We start from the raw sequence: 17,092 nt of genomic DNA on the forward strand, positions 1-17,092 counted from the left end.
GCCCGTCCGGCCAGGCTTACGTTCGTCCCTCTACGGCCCGTTCTACGGGCGTAGAGGCTCTGACGTCGCGTCGAAGGAGCAGCTCATGGCCAACGTCGTACGTGCCGCTCTCGTCCAGGCCACCTGGACCGGCGACACCGAGTCCATGGTGGCGAAACACGAGGAGCACGCCCGCGAGGCGGCCCGGCAGGGAGCCAAGGTCATCGGCTTCCAGGAAGTCTTCAACGCCCCCTACTTCTGCCAGGTCCAGGATCCCGAGCACTACCGCTGGGCCGAGCCGGTGCCCGACGGCCCGACCACCCGCCGCATGCAGGAGCTCGCCCGCGAGACCGGCATGGTGATCGTCGTCCCCGTCTTCGAGGTCGAGCAGTCCGGCTTCTACTACAACACCGCCGCCGTGATCGACGCCGACGGCACCGTCCTCGGGACGTACCGCAAGCATCACATCCCGCAGGTCAAGGGGTTCTGGGAGAAGTTCTACTTCCGCCCCGGCAACCTCGGCTGGCCGGTCTTCGACACCGCCGTCGGCAGGATCGGCGTCTACATCTGCTACGACCGGCACTTCCCGGAGGGCTGGCGCCAACTCGGCCTCGGCGGCGCCCAGCTCGTCTACAACCCCTCCGCCACCCACCGCGGACTCTCCGCCCACCTGTGGCAGCTCGAACAGCCCGCGGCGGCCGTCGCCAACGAGTACTTCGTCGCCGCGATCAACCGGGTGGGCCAGGAGGAGTACGGGGACAACGACTTCTACGGGACGTCGTACTTCGTCGACCCCCGCGGGCAGTTCGTCGGCGAGCGCGCCAGCGACACCAAGGAGGAACTCGTCGTCCGCGACCTGGACTTCGACCTCATCGACGAGGTGCGGCAGCAGTGGGCCTTCTACCGCGACCGCCGCCCCGACGCCTACGAAGGGCTGGTGCGGCCGTGACCAGGGACCTGTTCGGCCGCCACCGCGCCGTCCTGCCCGAATGGCTCGCCCTGTACTACCAGGACCCGCTGGAGATCACGCACGGCGAGGGCCGGCACGTCTGGGACGCCGCCGGCAACAAGTACCTCGACTTCTTCGGCGGCATCCTCACCACGATGACCGCGCACGCCCTGCCCGAGGTGACCAAGGCGGTGAGCGAGCAGGCCGGACGGATCATCCACTCCTCGACCCTCTACCTCAACCGGCCCATGGTCGAACTCGCCGAGCGCGTCGCCCACGTGTCCGGCATCCCGGACGCCCGCGTCTTCTTCACCACCTCCGGCACCGAGGCCAACGACACCGCCCTGCTGCTCGCCACCACGTACCGGCGCAGCAACACCATCCTGGCCATGCGCAACAGCTACCACGGCCGCTCCTTCAGCTCCGTCGGCATCACCGGCAACCGCGGCTGGTCCCCGACCTCGCTGTCCCCGCTCCAGACGCTCTACGTCCACGGCGGCGTCCGCACCCGCGGCCCCTACGCGCACCTGGACGACCGGGACTTCATCGCGGCCTGCGTCGACGACCTCACGGACCTCCTCGGCCACACCCGCGCCCCCGCCGCGCTGATCGCCGAGCCGATCCAGGGCGTCGGTGGCTTCACCTCCCCGCCGGACGGCCTGTACGCCGCCTTCCGCGAGGTGCTGCACGAGCGGGACGTCCTCTGGATCGCCGACGAGGTGCAGACCGGCTGGGGCCGCACCGGCGACCACTTCTGGGGCTGGCAGGCCCACGCGCAGAACGGTCCGCCGGACATCGTCACCTTCGCCAAGGGCATCGGCAACGGCATGTCCGTCGGCGGAGTCATCGCCCGCGCCGAGATCATGAACTGCCTGGACGCCAACAGCATCTCCACCTTCGGCGGCACTCAGGTCACCATGGCGGCCGGCCTCGCCAACCTCGCGTACCTGCTGGAGCACGACCTCCAGGGCAACGCCCGGCGCGTCGGCGGACTGCTCCTCGAACGGCTGCGGGCGGTCGCCGCCCAGGTGCCGCACGTACGGGAGGTCCGCGGGCGCGGGCTGATGCTGGGCATCGAGCTGACCCGGCCCGGCACCGACGAGGCGGCGCCCCAGGCGGCGGCCACCGTGCTGGAGGAGGCCCGCGCGGGCGGGCTGCTCATCGGCAAGGGCGGCGGCCACAACACCAGCGCCCTGCGCGTCGCGCCGCCGATGACCCTCACCGTCGCGGAGGCCGAGGAGGGCGCGGCGATCCTCGAACGCGCCCTGCGGAGCATCTGACAGCAGCGTCCCGAGCAGAGGAACCGCCGCCATGACCTCCACCCCGGACACACCCGTCACCCTGGAGCAGCAGCCCTGGGAACCCGCCCTGTCGGTCCGTCAGGTCCTCGGCCTGGAACGGGTGCTGGCCGGACAGCCCGAGGTGGTGGCCGGCGCGCACCGGCTCGACCGGCCGGTGCGCTGGGTGCACGTGGCCGAGGCCGCCGACGTCGGCGTGATGCTCAGCGGCGGCGAGATGGTCCTCACCACCGGTGTGCTGCTCGCCGGTGACGAGGACAAACAGGGCGAGTACATCCGCTCCCTGGACCGGGCGGAGGCGGCGGCCGTCGTGCTCGGCCTCGGCCGTGCCTTCCCCGCCCCGCCGGACGTGATGCGGCGGGCGGCCGAGCGGTGCGGGCTGCCCATGGTCGTCCTGCACCGGCCGTTCCCCTTCGCCGAGCTGACCGAGGAGGTGCAGTCCCGGCTGCTGCGGCGCAAGTTCGCCGCCGTCAGCCTCTCCGAGGCCGTACGCACCGAACTGACCGGCCTGATCACCGCGGGCGCCCCGGTGCAGCGCCTGCTCGACGAGGTCGCCCGGCACGGGGGCTGTCCGGTCGTCGTCACCAACCTCGCCCACCGCGTCCTCGCCACGGCGGGGGAGCGGCCCGCGGTCGACGACGTGCTCCGGGACTGGGAGCGCATCGCCCGCCAGGCCGGGGCCGGCACCGCCGACGGCTGGATCCGCGCCGAACTCACCTGCCGGGGGGAGCGGTGGGGCCGGCTGGTGCTGTGCGGCTACCGCGGCGACCGGGCCGCGGGACGGCTGCTGGCCGAGCGCGCCGCCGAGGCGCTCGTCCTGCACCGCATGCTCGGCGGCGACGGCACGCACACCGGCGGCCCCGGCGGCTCCTGGGACTCCTGGGAGGAGCAGTCCGCCCGGAGTCTGCTCACCGACCTGATCAGCGGCGCGGTACCGGCGCGGCAACTGCTGCCCCGGGCGCGCGCCGCCGGGCTGCCGGTCAACCGCCGGGTCTTCGTCCCGCTCGTCGTCCGCGAGCACGACACCGCACGTCTCGACCGGGTGCTGCGGCTGCTGGGCCTGTCCGGGATCGCCGCCGGGCTCGCCGACGACCGGGTCGCCGTCCTGCTCAGCCTCGCCCCCGATCAGGACGCCAAGGCGCTGACCGCGCACTTCGCGGCCCGGCTGCGGTCGGAACCGGACGCCGCGCACACCGTCGTCGCGGCGGCCGACGCCCGCACCGACTGGGCCGGCGTACCGGCCGGCCTGCGCGAGGCCCGGCACGTCGCCGACGCCGTGGCCGACTCCCCGGCCGCCCTCGACCTGCCGCCCGTGGTGCGCCTGCGCGACGTCCACCTGCGCGGACTGGTCCGGCTGCTGCGCGACGACCCGCACGTCCAGTCCTTCGCCGAGCGGGAACTGAACGGACTGCTGCGGAGCCCCGACGAGGACCTGCTGGGCGTGCTGCGCACCTACCTCGCCACCGGCCGCAACAAGTCCCGCACCGCCCAGCTCCACCACGTCTCCCGGCCCGCCCTCTACCGCAGGCTGGAGGCGATACAGGGCCGCCTCGGCGTCGACCTCGACGACTTCGAACAGGCCGCCTCCGTCCACATCGCGCTCCTCGCCCACGACGCACAACAGGGGTGACACCGTGCAATGCCCGACCCCCGCAGACGTGACACCGTGCCACTCAAACCGGCCGTCCGCGCTCCCTAGGCTCGCCCCACACGCAGCGCCACACCGAGCGAGTGGAGGCCGAAGATGAGCCGAGTGATCCGTGCCGCGCTCTTCCAGACCGCCTGGACGGGCGACAAGGAATCGATGATCCGGGTCCACGAGCAGGCGGTCCGCGACGCCGCCGCGCAAGGGGCCCAAGTGCTGTGCTTCCAGGAACTGTTCTACGGCCCGTACTTCTGCCAGGTCCAGGACCCCGAGTTCTACGCCTACGCCGAGCGCATCCCCGACGGCCCGGTCGTCGAGCGCTTCCAGCGGCTCGCCCGCGAACACGGCATCGTCCTGGTGCTGCCGATGTACGAGGAGGAGCAGCCCGGCGTCCTCTACAACACCGCCGCCGTGCTCGATGCCGACGGCTCCTACCTCGGCAAGTACCGCAAGACCCACATCCCGCAGGTGCGGGGCTTCTGGGAGAAGTTCTACTTCCGCCCCGGCAACTCCGGCTGGCCGGTCTTCGACACCGCCGTCGGCAAGGTCGGCGTGTACATCTGCTACGACCGGCACTTCCCGGAGGGCTGGCGGGCGCTGGGCCTTCAGGGCGCCGAGGTCGTCTTCAACCCGTCGGCCACCTCGCGCGGCCTCTCCGGCTACCTGTGGCAGCTGGAGCAGCCGGCGGCGGCCGTCGCCAACGAGTACTTCGTGGGCGCCATCAACCGCGTCGGCGTCGAGGAGTACGGCGACAACGACTTCTACGGCACCTCCTACTTCGTCGACCCCGAGGCCCAGTTCGTCGGCGAGGTCGCGAGCGACAAGGAGACCGAACTCGTCGTGCGCGACCTCGACCTGGCCAAGCTGCGCGAGGTCCGCGACCGCTGGCAGTTCTACCGGGACCGCGCGCCGGGCGCGTACTCCCCGCTGACCGCGCCCTGACCGACCGGGCCCGGGCCGCCCCTGACAGGAGGGAACAGCATGAGCAGCCGTACCGTCATCCGCGGCGGCCTCGTCATCACCGCGTCCGACGAGATCCACGCCGACGTCCTGATCGAGGACGGCCGGGTCGCCGCCCTCGCCGCGACCGGCACCCCGGCCGCCGAATCCTTCACGGCCGGGCGAAGCGAGATGGGGGCTCCCCCGCCCGAAGGGTGGGGGAGGGTGATCGACGCCACCGGCAAGTACGTCATCCCGGGCGGTGTCGACGGGCACACCCACATGGAGATGCCCTTCGGCGGCACCTACGCGGCCGACACCTTCGAGACCGGCACCAGGGCCGCCGCCTGGGGCGGTACGACCACCATCGTCGACTTCGCCATCCAGGGCGTCGGCCACTCCCTGCGCGAGGGCCTCGACGCCTGGCACGCGAAGGCCGAGGGCAACTGCGCGATCGACTACGGCTTCCACATGATCGTCTCCGACGTGAACCAGGAGACGCTCAAGGAGATGGACCTGCTGGTCGAGGAGGGCGTCACCTCCTTCAAGCAGTTCATGGCCTACCCCGGCGTCTTCTACTCCGACGACGGCCAGATCCTGCGGGCCATGCAGCGCGCCGCCGAGAACGGCGGGCTGATCATGATGCACGCCGAGAACGGCATCGCGATCGACGTCCTGGTCGAGCAGGCCCTCGCCCGCGGCGAGACCGACCCGCGCTTCCACGGCGAGGTCCGCAAGGCTCTCCTGGAGGCCGAGGCCACCCACCGCGCGATCAAACTCGCGCAGGTCGCCGGCGCGCCCCTCTACGTCGTGCACGTCTCCGCGACCGAGGCGGTCGCCGAGCTGACCCGGGCCCGCGACGAGGGCCTGAACGTCTTCGGCGAGACCTGCCCGCAGTACCTGTTCCTGTCCACCGACAACCTCGCGGAGCCCGACTTCGAGGGCGCCAAGTACGTGTGCAGCACCCCGCTGCGCCCGCGCGAGCACCAGGCGGCGCTGTGGCGGGGCCTCAGGACCAACGACCTCCAGGTGGTGTCGACCGACCACTGCCCCTTCTGCTTCAGCGGCCAGAAGGAGCTGGGCCGCGGCGACTTCTCCAAGATCCCCAACGGGATGCCGGGCGTCGAGAACCGCATGGACCTGCTCCACCAGGCCGTCGTCGACGGGCACATCGGCCGCCGCCGCTGGATCGAGATCGCCTGCGCCTCCCCGGCCCGCATGTTCGGCCTGTACCCGAAGAAGGGCACCATCGCGCCCGGCGCCGACGCCGACATCGTCATCTACGACCCGCACGCCGAGCAGGTCATCTCCGCCGAGACCCACCACATGAACGTCGACTACTCGGCGTACGAGGGCAGGCGCGTCACCGGCCGCGTGGAGACGGTGCTCTCGCGGGGCGAACCGGTCGTCACCGAGCGGGAGTACACCGGACACAAGGGCCACGGCGCGTACGTCCCGCGCTCCACCTGTCAGTACCTCAGCTAGGAGCCCAGCCCATGGACTTCGGACTCGTCCTGCAGACCGACCCGCCGGCCTCCCGCGTCGTCAGCCTGATGCAGCGGGCCGAGCGCAACGGCTTCAGCCACGGCTGGACCTTCGACTCCGCCGTGCTCTGGCAGGAGCCGTTCGTCATCTACAGCCAGATCCTGGCCAACACCACGCGCCTCAAGGTGGGCCCGATGGTCACCAACCCCGGTACCCGCACCTGGGAGGTGACCGCCTCCACCTTCGCCACCCTCAACGACATGTTCGGCAACCGCACCGTCTGCGGCATCGGCCGCGGCGACTCCGCGATGCGCGTGGCCGGCCGCAAGCCCAACACCCTCGCCCGGATCAGCGAGGCCATGAAGGTCATCCGGGCCCTGGGCCGGGGCGAGGAGGCCGACCTCGGCGGCGGCACCGCGGTCAGGTTCCCGTGGATCAAGCCGGGTGCCGAAGTGCCGGTGTGGATGGCTGCGTACGGGCCGAAGGCCCTGAAGATGACGGGGGAGGAGGCCGACGGCTTCATCCTCCAGCTCGCCGACCTCTACCTCACCGAGTACATGGTCAAGGCCGTCAAGGACGCCGCCGCGGCCGCCGGCCGGGACCCGGACGAGGTGACGATCTGCGTCGCCGCCCCCGCCTACGTCACCGCCGACGACTCGCCCGGAACGCTCGCCCACGCACGCGAGCAGTGCCGCTGGTTCGGCGGCATGGTCGGCAACCACGTCGCCGACCTGGTCAGCAAGTACGGCGAGCACTCCGCCGCCGTCCCCGACGAACTCACCGACTACATCAAGTCCCGCGAGGGCTACGACTACGCCCACCACGGACGCAGCGGCAACCCGGACACGCAGTTCGTGCCGGACGAGATCGTCGACCGGTTCTGCCTGATCGGGCCGGTCGAGCAGCACATCGAGAAGCTCCAGGCCCTGCGCGCCCTCGGCGTCGACCAGTTCGCCGTGTACGACATGCACGACGCGCAGGAAGCGACGATCGACGCGTACGGCGCGGAGATCATCCCGGCACTCCACCGCTGACCGGAACCCGTTCCGGAACCCTCCGCCGAAGGGTCACACCCATGACCGCGACCGTCCCGCCCACGCCGTCCGACAGCCCCATACCCGAGCAGGCGGGACGCGTCGAGCTCCCGCCCGGCACCGTCCTCACCGACAACCGCTTCGTCAACGACGACCTGCTGCCCGTGCCGCTGGCCCGCCGCCGCTGGACGACGTACAACTTCGCCGCCCTGTGGGTGGGGATGGCGCACAACATCCCCTCCTGGCTCCTCGCCTCCGGTCTCGTCGCGCTCGGCATGGACTGGAAACAGGCCGTGTTCACCATCGCGCTCGCCAACGTCATCGTGCTCGCGCCGATGTTGCTGACCGGGCACGCCGGGCCCAAGTACGGCATCCCGTTCCCGGTGCTGGCCCGTGCCTCGTTCGGGCTGCGCGGCGCCAACCTGCCGGCGCTGATCCGCGCCGGGGTGGCGTGCGCCTGGTTCGGCATCCAGACCTGGATCGGCGGCCAGGGGATCTTCGTCCTGCTCGGCAAGCTCTTCGGCGGCTGGGCCGAGGCGTCGGAGGTCGGCGGCCAGCCCTGGACGCTCTGGGTGTGCTTCGTCCTGTTCTGGGCCCTCGAACTGGCCATCATCTACCGGGGGATGGAGGCACTGCGCCGGTTCGAGAACTGGGCGGCGCCGTTCGTCATCGTCGGCGCGCTGGTGCTGCTGGTATGGATCGCGAACAAGGCCGGGGGCCTCGGGCCGCTGCTGGACCAGCCGTCGCGCCTGGGCTGGGGCGCGGACTTCTGGCCCGTGTTCTTCCCGTCCCTCATGGGCATGATCGCCTTCTGGTCCACCCTGAGTCTGAACATTCCCGACTTCACCCGCTTCGGCGCGGGCCAGCGCGCCCAGGTCTGGGGTCAGACGCTCGGACTGCCCACGACCATGACGCTGTTCGCGCTGCTGTCCGTGTTCGTCACCTCCGGCTCGCAGGCGGTGTACGGGGCCGCGGTGTGGGACCCGGTCGCGCTCGCCGCCCGGACCGACAACGTCTTCGGACTGCTCTTCGCCCTGGTGACGGTGCTCGTCGCCACCATCTCGGTGAACATCGCGGCGAACGTCGTCTCGCCGGCGTACGACCTGGCGAACCTGGCGCCACGGCTGATCAACTTCCGCACCGGTGCCCTGGTCACGGGCGTCGTCGGCGTGCTGATCATGCCGTGGAAGCTCACCGAGACACCCGAGCTGTACATCTTCACCTGGCTCGGCCTGGTCGGAGGGCTGCTCGGCACCGTCGCCGGCATCCTCATCGCCGACTACTGGCTGATCCGCCGCACCGTGCTGGACCTGCCCGCCCTGTACACACCCGGCGGACGCTACTGGTACACCTCCGGCTGGAACCTGCGCGCCGTCGCCGCCTTCGTGGTCGGCGGGGTCCTCGCGGTGGGCGGCTCCCACTCGGCCCCGGGCAAGGGGCCCTTCCCCGAGGACGGGCTGATCCCCTTCCTCAAGCCCCTCGCGGACTACGGCTGGGCGGTGGGGCTGGGGGCGTCGCTCGTCGTGTACGTCGGGCTGACGGCGGGCCGCAGGCGTAGCTGAGCGCCTGCGGCCGCGTTCGCCCGTCACCGCTCCCAGGGCCTGTCTGACCATTCCCTCCCCCAGCCTCCGGCCGGGAGGTGCCCCGCGACGCCATGCACGCAACTCTCGCCGCACCGGGCGCCGCGAGGCCGCCCTCCGGGCGACGACGGGAATGGTCAGACCGGTCCTATCGGGCCGTGCCGAAGTCCTGGGTCCAGTAGGAGCCGGGCTGCGCGAGGCCGACGCCGATCTCCTTGAAGTCGCAGTTGAGGATGTTTTCCTTGTGACCGGGGCTGGACATCCAGCCCGCCATCACCTTTTCGGGCGTTTCGTAGCCGTACGCGACGTTCTCGCCGTAGGTGCTCCAGTTGTACCCGGCGTTGGTGATGCGGTCGTCCGGCGACGATCCGTTCGAGCCGGAGTGCGACATGGTGCCGGTGGCCGCCATGTCCTCGCTGTGTGCCTGCGCGGCCTTGGTCAGGGCGGCGTTCACCGTCACCGGGGAGCAGCCGGCCTTGCTCCGCTCGGCGTTGACGAGTTCCACGACCTTGGCGACGTCACCGGAGGCCGGGGCGGTGGCCGGCGGGGTGCTCGGGGACGCGGGGGCCGAGGGGGTCGGCTTCGTGGCGGCGGGCTCGGAGGTGTCGGCCGTGGGCTCGGAGGAGCCGGTGGACGGCTTGGAGCCGGCGTCGGACACCTTGGCGGCGGGGGCCTTGGGGGTGGCCGTCGACTTCGGCTTGTGCGGCTTGTCTGGCTTGTGTCGCTTGTGTGACGGTTCGGCATCCTGGTGCTTGGGTGCGGCCGGCTCGGCCGACGGCGCCGCCGAGGGCTCACCGCTCTGCTGGCTGCTCCACTCCCGGTACCAGTTCGCGTCGCCCCACCTGTCCTTGCCCGTGGTCGAGGCGGCGGTGCTCTGCGGCTCCCGCTCCTCGTTGCCGGGCCAGTCGGAACAGGCCAGGGCGACGGAGGGTATGCCTATGGCCCCCGCGGCCAGTGCCGCGACGACCGGCCGCCGGTAGCGCTGCTGGTGGCGATGCTTTCCCATGCGTGACCTCACTCGGTGGCGACATCCTGAGGTTGGTCATTCTTGGGACGGGCCGACACGGGGGCAAAGGGCCCTTCTACTACTGCGCTTAGTAGGCGGGCGCGGTACTTGCGGCGGACGGTCGGGCGTGCAGACCCCGCCCCCATCGGGGACCGGTGGCATCTGCTGCCTCGTCAGAAGGCCGCCGCGCGCGACGAACCGCAGACCCTCCCGCCTGGTCTGGACCACCACTCCCACCGGCCTGTACCGCACCCGTGGCAAGCCGGACAAAGTCCTATTTGTCGCGGAGACGGTGTCTACTAAGGTGCCCGGAGAGATCGGTGAGCGACGTGACGGATGTCACGGAACCTTGCATTCCGTTTCAGTCCTGCCCGTTGGACAGGGCCGCCACGGCCTCCTTGGCCGCCTTGATGGCGCCCTTGTTGATGGTGTCCGAGGACGGCGCCTTCTTCGACTCGAAGTCACTGCCGTTGTACGTGATCATCACCAGGGCGTTGGCCGCGCGGACCAGCACGGTGCCCTCGCGCGTCTGCTGCTTGTCCTCGGTGGTCAGGTTCACCACCGAGTAGGCGCCGTCACCGAGCCCCGGGACCTCGCCGCCCCCGCTGCGGTCGGCGACCCGTTCCTTGTACGACTTCTGCGCCGCCTCGTCGGACGCCATCACCTCGAAGGAGACGTCCAGCCAGCGGTAGTCGTATCCCTTGAGCGCGTTCCACGAACAGGTGCGGCGCACGTCCGTGTCGGTCGAGGGGATCTCCTTGCCGGCCGCCTTGGCACCCGGCACCAGCGAGGCGACCGTCTTCGTGGCCAGGCTCCCGCACGGCGCGGGGGCGGTGGCGTACGTCTTGGTCGCGGCCTCCGTGGCCGGCGCGGAGGCGGACCGCTCGGCGGTGTCGGGCGGCGTCTTGTCCTTCGCGGCGGGTGAGGTGTCCGGCCCGGACGACAGCGCCCAGCCCGCCGTGGCGAGCACGGCGACGGGCGCCAGACGCGCGGTCAGGGCGAGCGGCAGGGGAAGAGAACGCACGGCGCACTTCTCGGGGGGATGGTGCGGAGGGGGGTCCGCACTGCGGACGGGACGTCAGTCTCACACGACTCCCTGTGGGGCGGAAGCCCGAACTCGGTGCGTGGCCGGGCGGTGACGCAGATGGAGCGTGTTCGGGGGCCCAGGGGCGGAGGCTGGTGCCGGCGCCGCGGGGCGGGCGCGTGCGGAGGGGGGGGCGGGCCCGATGCGGGTAGCGGGCGGGTCGGCGCTGTGCGCCGGTGTTGGTGCCCTGCCGGTTGCGGTCGTGCGGTCCGGTGCCGCCGGTGTGTCCGCGAGGTTCGCTTCGGGGCACGGCCGCCCCCGGCGGTGACCGGTCGTCGGGGGCGGCGCTCGCGTCAGGGGCGGACCGCGGTCACCAACCACACCCCGGCCCGCATGCGGACGCCGCTGTCGGTGGCGTACGGGCGCAGGGCCGCCTCCAGTTCGACCAGACGGCTCGCGGGGAGCGCGCCGCCCGGGTAGCGCGACAGCAGGAACTCGACGGCGTCCGGGACGTCGCGGCCCCAGACGGCCTCCACGGTGACCGGCTCCACCGTCACCTCCTCGTAGCACCCGGCGAGGACCTCCCGGACGCGGTCCGGGTCGGACAGTGAGGCCATCGCGGTCCGCGCGGCGACCGCTTCGGCGCCGGGCTCCTCGTCGACGAGCCGGGCGAACAGCGCGAGCGTCCGGGCCTCCGGCGAGTGCGGTCCCGGCGGTTGGGGGCAGACGAACGCGAGCCGCCCGCCGGGACGCAGCGCCCGTGCGAGATTGCGGAAGGCGGCGGCGTGGTCCTCGAAGAACATCACCCCGCCCCTGCTGACGACCACGTCGTAGGCGTCCGCCGGGAAGGGGTGCACCTGCGCGTCGGCGCACTCGTACGCCGCGTTCGCGACCCCCTCGGCCGCCGTGCTCGCGCGGGCCCGCTCCAGCAGGGGCGCCGAGATGTCGACGCCGACGGCGTGCCCGGGGGCGGCGAGCCGCGCCGCGATCCGGGTGGTCGCCCCCGCCCCGCAGCCGACGTCGAGGACCCGGTCGCCCGGCGCGACGGCCGCCGCGCCGAACAGGGCGTCGTTCACCCCGGCCAGCATCGCGTCGTAGCGGGCCTGGTGGGTGGCCCAGTGGGCGCCGACGGGGCCGTTCCAGGCTTCGGCCTGGCGGGAGTTGGCGACGAGGGTCATGAGGTCTCCTTGGCGGTGGAACGAGCGGTGGAGGGGGCGGCCGGGCGGCGGGCGGGTCGGGCGGCGGGCGCGGACAGCCCGCGTTCCACGCGGTCCACGGCGGCGAAGGCGCCGTACGCGACGAGGTGCACCAGGCAGTGGTCGGTGTGCTCGGGCCGGCGCCACGCCGCCACGTCCGCGTCCGTGACCCGGTACGGCGCGCACGCGGCCAGCAGCGCCAGCCGCGCCCCGGGCCGGGTCCGCCGGTCCGGGAACGGGTCGGGCGCGAGGGGCGGATGGGCCCCGCCCCAGGCGTCCAGGGTCCGGCGTACGAGGGCCTGGTCGTCGGTGTCCAGGAGCCCCGCGCCGGACAGCGCGGCGGTGCGCAGCGCCGCGTACGCCGGGCCGACCGGCGTGCCCGCCGCCCACTGCGGGCCCGGCCCAGGATCGTCCAGCAGAGGGAGCGAGGCGCCGGGTGCCACGACCCGGCGCACGGCACGCGACAGCGAGCGGCCCGCCAGGCTCCGCACCGGACGCAGCCGTTGCGCGTCGGCCGGGAGCAGGTTCTCGGTCACCAGCGCGGACACCACACGGTTGATGAAGTGGAAGGCCAGCACGGTGCCCAGGTAGCCGGGTGCCTCCTCGCGCGGGAACGGGTACGGCTCCCGCGCGGACCCCGGCTCGCGGGTGCGCCGCGCCCAGTCCAGCACGCGCGCGTGCCGCTCGTCCTCCGGTTCCAGGCCCCGGGCCAGCCGCTCGGCCAGTGCATGGTCGCCGGTGGCGTGCAGCAGGACGGTGTGCGCGTCCACGCAGAACGGGCACTTGTTGGCCGACGACACCCCGAACGCCGCGACCTCCTTGCCGGTCCGGTCGCCGGGACCGGCGATCAGGGACTCGCGCATCAGCGCCCACGCGGGGGCGAGCAGGGCGGGGGCGGAGGCGAGGACCACGAAGGTGGAGGGTTCGGCGATGCCGAAGTCCCGCGCCATCTGGGCGTAGGCCTCGGCGACGCGGCCGGTGGCCGCCTTCGGCGAGGGCGGTTCGGTGTGACGGAAGGGTGTGGGCATGCACAGCAGCCTGCGCCGCGGGACCGCCCGCGGTCGTCGTACGGCCGGATACGGTCCGCACTGCGCCGACGGTCGCGGTCACCGGGCGCACTACTTCGCCGGGAGTAGTCCGGGTGCCGTCCACAGGGCCGACGCGCCTGTCGGCGGGCCGGTCTAGTCTGCGGGCATGAGTGGGCGTCAGATCGATCGCAGGGTACTCGCCGACGTGGTCCTCGCGGCCGTGGTCGGCGCCCTCGGCATGGGCGTCGCCGCCTTCGACGACGGCACGGACGCGCTCGACGTCACGCTCATCGCCCTCGCCTCGGCGTCCCTGGCCCTCCACCGCGCCGCCCCGCGCGCGGTGTTGGCCGCGGCCACGCTCCTCGGCACGGCGTACGTCGTCCACGCGCACCCCGGGCCGCTCTCCGCGCTGCCCGTCCTCGGCGCCGTGCACACCGCCGCCCGGGTCGGCCACCGGGGCCTCGCGGCGGCCGCCAGTACGGTGTTCCTCGCGGGGTACGTGGCGACCGGGCCCGGCACGCAGGAGGTGGCCGAGCGGGCCGGACTGCTCGCCGGCTGGTTCCTGTGCGCGGTGGTGACGGGGCTGGCCGACCGCAACTGGCAGGCCTATCTGCGCCAGACCGAACAGCGCGCCCAGGAGGCCGAGCGCACCCGCGAGGAGGCGGCTCTGCGCCGGGCCGGTGAGGAGCGCCTGCGTATCGCCCGGGAGTTGCACGACTCGCTGACCCACAGCATCTCCATCGTGAAGCTCCAGGCGGGCGTCGCCGTCCATCTGGCCCGCAAGCGCGGCGAGGAGGTGCCGCCCGCGCTGCTCGCCATCCAGGAGGCCGGCGGCGAGGCGATGCGCGAACTGCGCTCGGCCCTCCAGGTGCTGCGCGCCGACGAGCCGTCCGGTACCACGGCGCTGCTCGTGGAGCGGGCCCGCGCGGCCGGACTGGCCGTCGACCTGACGGTCACCGGCGACGAGCGCCCGCTGCCGCCGGAGGTGGACCGGGCCGCCTACCGCATCGTCCAGGAGGCCCTCACCAACGCGGCCCGGCACGCGGGCCCGGCGAAGATCACGGTACGCATCGACTACGGCGGCGGCGGGGACGGGGAGTTGACGATAGACGTGGACGACGACGGAGCCGCCGATCCGGCCCGCCCGCCGGTGCCGGGCACCGGGCTGACCGGCATGCGCGAGCGGGTCACGGCGCTGGGCGGCACCCTGCACGCCGCCCCGCGCGCGGAGGGCGGCTTCGCGGTGCGCGCCAGACTGCCGATGGAGGAGACGGTATGAGTGACGTCCTGCGCGTGGCGCTCGTCGACGACCAGGCGCTGATGCGGGCCGGGTTCCGCGCGCTCCTCGACGCGGAGGACGGCATCGAGGTGGTCGGTGAGGCCGCCGACGGCGAGCAGGGTGTGGCGCTGGTGCGCGAGCAGGTGCCCGACGTGGCCCTGGTCGACGTGCAGATGCCGGTGATGACGGGCATCGAGGCGACCCGCCGCATCGCCGCCGACCCGGCCCTCGCCGCCGTCCGCGTGGTCATCCTCACCAACTACGGCCTGGACGAGTACGTCTTCGAGGCCCTGCGCGCGGGCGCGAGCGGCTTCCTGCTGAAGGACACGGAGCCGGCCGACCTGCTCCAGGCCATCCAGGTGGTCGCGCGCGGCGAGGCACTGCTCTCCCCGTCGGTCACCCGCACCCTCATCGGCGAGTTCGTCGCGCGTCCCCCGGACCGCTCCACCGCCCCCGGCCTGGACTGCCTCACCCGCCGCGAACGCGAGGTCACCGCGCTCGCCGCCCGCGGCCTGAGCAACGAGGAGATCGCCGCGCACATGGTGATCAGCCCACTCACCGCCAAGACCCACATCAGCCGGGCGATGACCAAGCTGGGCGCCCGAGACCGGGCCCAACTCGTGGTTTTCGCGTACGAGTCGGGCATGGTGACGGCACGGGGCGGCACCCGTTAGCCCTGGGTTCCCGCCCGTCAGGGCACCCGCGCGGTCCACTCCGGGGAGGAGAACTTCGTCTCCGCCAGCCCCCGGGCCCGGGCCATCTCGTCGTCGGTCACCTTGCCCCGGCTCAGCCCGTACCGCGCGCCGAAGGAGGCGATCATCCGCCCGATCACGTCCTCGCGCGCCAGCCCGGTCTGCCGGCGCAACGGGTCCACCCGCTTCTTCGCGCTCCGGATGCCCTTGTCGGACATCTTCTCCCGCCCGATGCGCAGCACCTCCAGCATCTTGTCCGCGTCGATGTCGTAGGACATGGTCACGTGGTGCAGCACGGCGCCGGGACCGCCTCCGGGGCCGACGACGCGCTTCTGGGCGGCGCCGGCGATCTTGCCCTGGTCGGTGGCGATGTCGTTCAGCGGCTGGTACCAGGCGCGGATCCCCATCTCGCCGAGCGCCCCCAGCACCCAGTCGTCCAGGTAGGCGTAGCTGTCCTGGAAGGAGAGCCCCTGCACCAGCGCGTCCGGCACGGAGAGGGAGTACGTGATGGTGTTGCCGGGCTCGACGAACATGGCGCCGCCGCCGGAGATCCGGCGCACCACCTCGATGCCGTGGCGTGCGGCGCCCTCGGCGTCCACCTCGTTGCGCAGCGACTGGAAACTGCCGATGATCACCGCCGGGGCGCCCCACTCCCACACCCGCAGCGTCGGCGGGCGCCGGCCCGCGGCGACCTCGGCGGTCAGCACCTCGTCCAGCGCCATGTGCAGGGCCGGGGACTCGGGCCCCTCGTGGATCAGCTGCCAGTCGTAGTCCGTCCAGTCCGTGGCGTGCGCGAGCGCCCGGCGCACGGCGACCGCCACGCCCTCGGAGGTCAGCCCGTACATCACGGTGCCCTCGGGCAGCGCCGCGTCGATGCGGGCGGCGAGCCCCGCCGCGTCCGTGTCCACCGGTGCGCCCTCCAGCGCGCGGTTCACGGCCGCCAGGGCCTCGTCCGGTTCGAGGAAGAAGTCACCGGCCACCCGCACGTGCCGCAGCACACCGCCCTCGGCCTCGACGTCCACCACGACCAGCTTGCCGCCGGGGATCTTGTATTCACCGTGCACCGTCGCGCCTCCGTTCCGCATCCGGGGCAACAGCCCGGCCGACCGGTGTGTTCCCACCGCGTGCCGGGCCGGTCCGGTGCCCGGTTAGCCTGACCGCATGCGTGTGACCAGGGAACTGCCGACGCTCGCCGCCGGCGAGGTCGACGTCTCCTTCGTGATCAAGGGGTACGAGGAGGTCGTGGCCGCCGACACGGCCTGGAACGAGCACTCCCACCCGTGGCACGAACTGCTGTGGAACGAGCGCGGCGCGTCCACCGCCGTGGTCGGCACCCAGGTGTGGTGCATCACGCCGACGCTGGGGCTCTGGATGCCCGCCGGACAGCTGCACTCCGCGTCCGCGGTCGCGGGCACCTCCTACCGCGCCCACTTCTTCCGGCACGGCACCGAGTCGGCGCTGCCCGACGTGCCGGTGTCCGTGGACATCACCCCGCTGCTCCGGCTCCTCCTGGAGCGGCTGGAGGAACCCGAGCTGTCCGCGCGCTCCCGGGCCGTGACCGAGGCCATGGTCCTGGACGTCCTGCGGCCGTCACCGCGTGCTCTGCTGGTGCAGCTGCCCACGTCCGAGCTGCTGCGGCCGATCGTGGACGCGGTCCGCGCGGACCCCGCCCACCAGCGGACGCTCACCGGCTGGGCCACCGCCCTCGGGTGCAGCGCCCGCACCCTGACCCGGGCGTTCCGGACCGAGACCGGCACCAGCTTCGCCCGGTGGGTCGCCTCGGTGCGGGCCCAGCACGCCGTGCAGTTGCTCTCCCAGGGCTTCGAGGTGGACGTGGTGGCCGACGTGGTCGGCTACCGCTCGGCCAGTGCCTTCGGCGCCGCCTTCCGGCGGACCACCGGCACCACGCCGGGCAGGTTCCGGGCGGGCTGACGGCGCCGGGGGACGCGCCGGGTGTC

15 protein-coding genes are annotated in these 17,092 nt (G+C 72.8%); 10 read left to right on the top strand and 5 right to left on the bottom strand.

Going from position 1 to position 17,092, the window contains the following annotated elements:
* Positions 1-85 precede the first annotated feature (85 nt).
* The 7 genes from OIE75_RS33940 to OIE75_RS33970 all read left to right on the top strand — a co-directional run bounded on the left by OIE75_RS33940 (position 86) and on the right by OIE75_RS33970 (position 8,891).
* A complete protein-coding gene (locus OIE75_RS33940) occupies positions 86-928 on the top strand; it encodes a nitrilase-related carbon-nitrogen hydrolase (RefSeq protein ID WP_307015984.1) in 843 nt (280 codons plus the stop codon).
* Entirely contained in the window at positions 925-2,208 is a 1,284-nt protein-coding gene (locus OIE75_RS33945) for an aspartate aminotransferase family protein (protein ID WP_307015985.1), read from the top strand. The genes OIE75_RS33940 and OIE75_RS33945 overlap by 4 nt, the downstream gene beginning before the upstream one ends.
* A gap of 31 nt (positions 2,209-2,239) precedes the next feature.
* Entirely contained in the window at positions 2,240-3,856 is a 1,617-nt protein-coding gene (locus OIE75_RS33950) for a PucR family transcriptional regulator (protein ID WP_329473227.1), read from the top strand.
* A gap of 114 nt (positions 3,857-3,970) precedes the next feature.
* Positions 3,971-4,813 (top strand): nitrilase-related carbon-nitrogen hydrolase, encoded by an 843-nt coding sequence (locus OIE75_RS33955; protein WP_329473228.1) that lies wholly within the window; start codon positions 3,971-3,973, stop codon positions 4,811-4,813.
* 39 nt (positions 4,814-4,852) lie between these two features.
* Positions 4,853-6,295, top strand: coding sequence for a dihydropyrimidinase (gene hydA / locus OIE75_RS33960; RefSeq protein WP_329473229.1), 1,443 nt, complete (start codon positions 4,853-4,855; stop codon positions 6,293-6,295).
* An 11-nt stretch (positions 6,296-6,306) separates the two neighbouring features.
* On the top strand, positions 6,307-7,329 hold the full coding sequence (locus tag OIE75_RS33965; protein WP_307015989.1) for a TIGR03842 family LLM class F420-dependent oxidoreductase: 1,023 nt from the start codon (positions 6,307-6,309) through the stop codon (positions 7,327-7,329).
* Positions 7,330-7,370: 41 nt separating this feature from the next.
* Positions 7,371-8,891 carry an NCS1 family nucleobase:cation symporter-1 gene (locus OIE75_RS33970; protein WP_307015990.1) on the top strand — a complete coding sequence of 507 codons (1,521 nt, stop codon included), beginning with the start codon at positions 7,371-7,373 and terminating at the stop codon, positions 8,889-8,891.
* 166 nt (positions 8,892-9,057) lie between these two features.
* On the opposite strand, the gene OIE75_RS33975 is transcribed toward OIE75_RS33970, so the two are convergent.
* The 4 genes from OIE75_RS33975 to OIE75_RS33990 all read right to left on the bottom strand — a co-directional run bounded on the left by OIE75_RS33975 (position 9,058) and on the right by OIE75_RS33990 (position 13,163).
* The gene (locus OIE75_RS33975; protein WP_307015991.1) at positions 9,058-9,915 is read right to left on the bottom strand and encodes a CAP domain-containing protein; all 858 of its coding nucleotides are present in this window, start codon (positions 9,913-9,915) and stop codon (positions 9,058-9,060) included.
* Between the two features lie 361 nt (positions 9,916-10,276).
* The gene (locus tag OIE75_RS33980; protein ID WP_307015992.1) at positions 10,277-10,939 is read right to left on the bottom strand and encodes a hypothetical protein; all 663 of its coding nucleotides are present in this window, start codon (positions 10,937-10,939) and stop codon (positions 10,277-10,279) included.
* 353 nt (positions 10,940-11,292) lie between these two features.
* Entirely contained in the window at positions 11,293-12,117 is an 825-nt protein-coding gene (locus OIE75_RS33985) for a class I SAM-dependent methyltransferase (protein WP_307015993.1), read from the bottom strand.
* Positions 12,114-13,163: a carboxymuconolactone decarboxylase family protein gene (locus OIE75_RS33990; protein ID WP_307015994.1), complete on the bottom strand. Its 1,050-nt coding sequence runs from the start codon at positions 13,161-13,163 to the stop codon at positions 12,114-12,116. Before OIE75_RS33990 ends, OIE75_RS33985 begins: the two co-directional genes overlap by 4 nt.
* Positions 13,164-13,329: 166 nt before the next feature.
* On the opposite strand from OIE75_RS33990, the gene OIE75_RS33995 reads away from it, so the two are divergent.
* Positions 13,330-14,442, top strand: coding sequence for a sensor histidine kinase (locus OIE75_RS33995; protein ID WP_307015995.1), 1,113 nt, complete (start codon positions 13,330-13,332; stop codon positions 14,440-14,442).
* Positions 14,439-15,116, top strand: coding sequence for a response regulator (locus OIE75_RS34000; RefSeq protein ID WP_307015996.1), 678 nt, complete (start codon positions 14,439-14,441; stop codon positions 15,114-15,116). The genes OIE75_RS33995 and OIE75_RS34000 overlap by 4 nt, the downstream gene beginning before the upstream one ends.
* 17 nt (positions 15,117-15,133) lie before the next feature.
* On the opposite strand, the gene OIE75_RS34005 is transcribed toward OIE75_RS34000, so the two are convergent.
* A complete protein-coding gene (locus OIE75_RS34005; RefSeq protein WP_329473230.1) occupies positions 15,134-16,198 on the bottom strand; it encodes a lipoate--protein ligase family protein in 1,065 nt (354 codons plus the stop codon).
* A 97-nt stretch (positions 16,199-16,295) separates the two neighbouring features.
* Here OIE75_RS34005 and OIE75_RS34010 point away from each other — a divergent pair, with 97 nt between their 5' ends.
* Positions 16,296-17,066 (top strand): helix-turn-helix transcriptional regulator, encoded by a 771-nt coding sequence (locus OIE75_RS34010; RefSeq protein WP_329473231.1) that lies wholly within the window; start codon positions 16,296-16,298, stop codon positions 17,064-17,066.
* Positions 17,067-17,092 lie beyond the last annotated feature (26 nt).

This window comes from Streptomyces sp. NBC_01723, assembly GCF_036246005.1.
Taxonomy (GTDB): domain Bacteria; phylum Actinomycetota; class Actinomycetes; order Streptomycetales; family Streptomycetaceae; genus Streptomyces.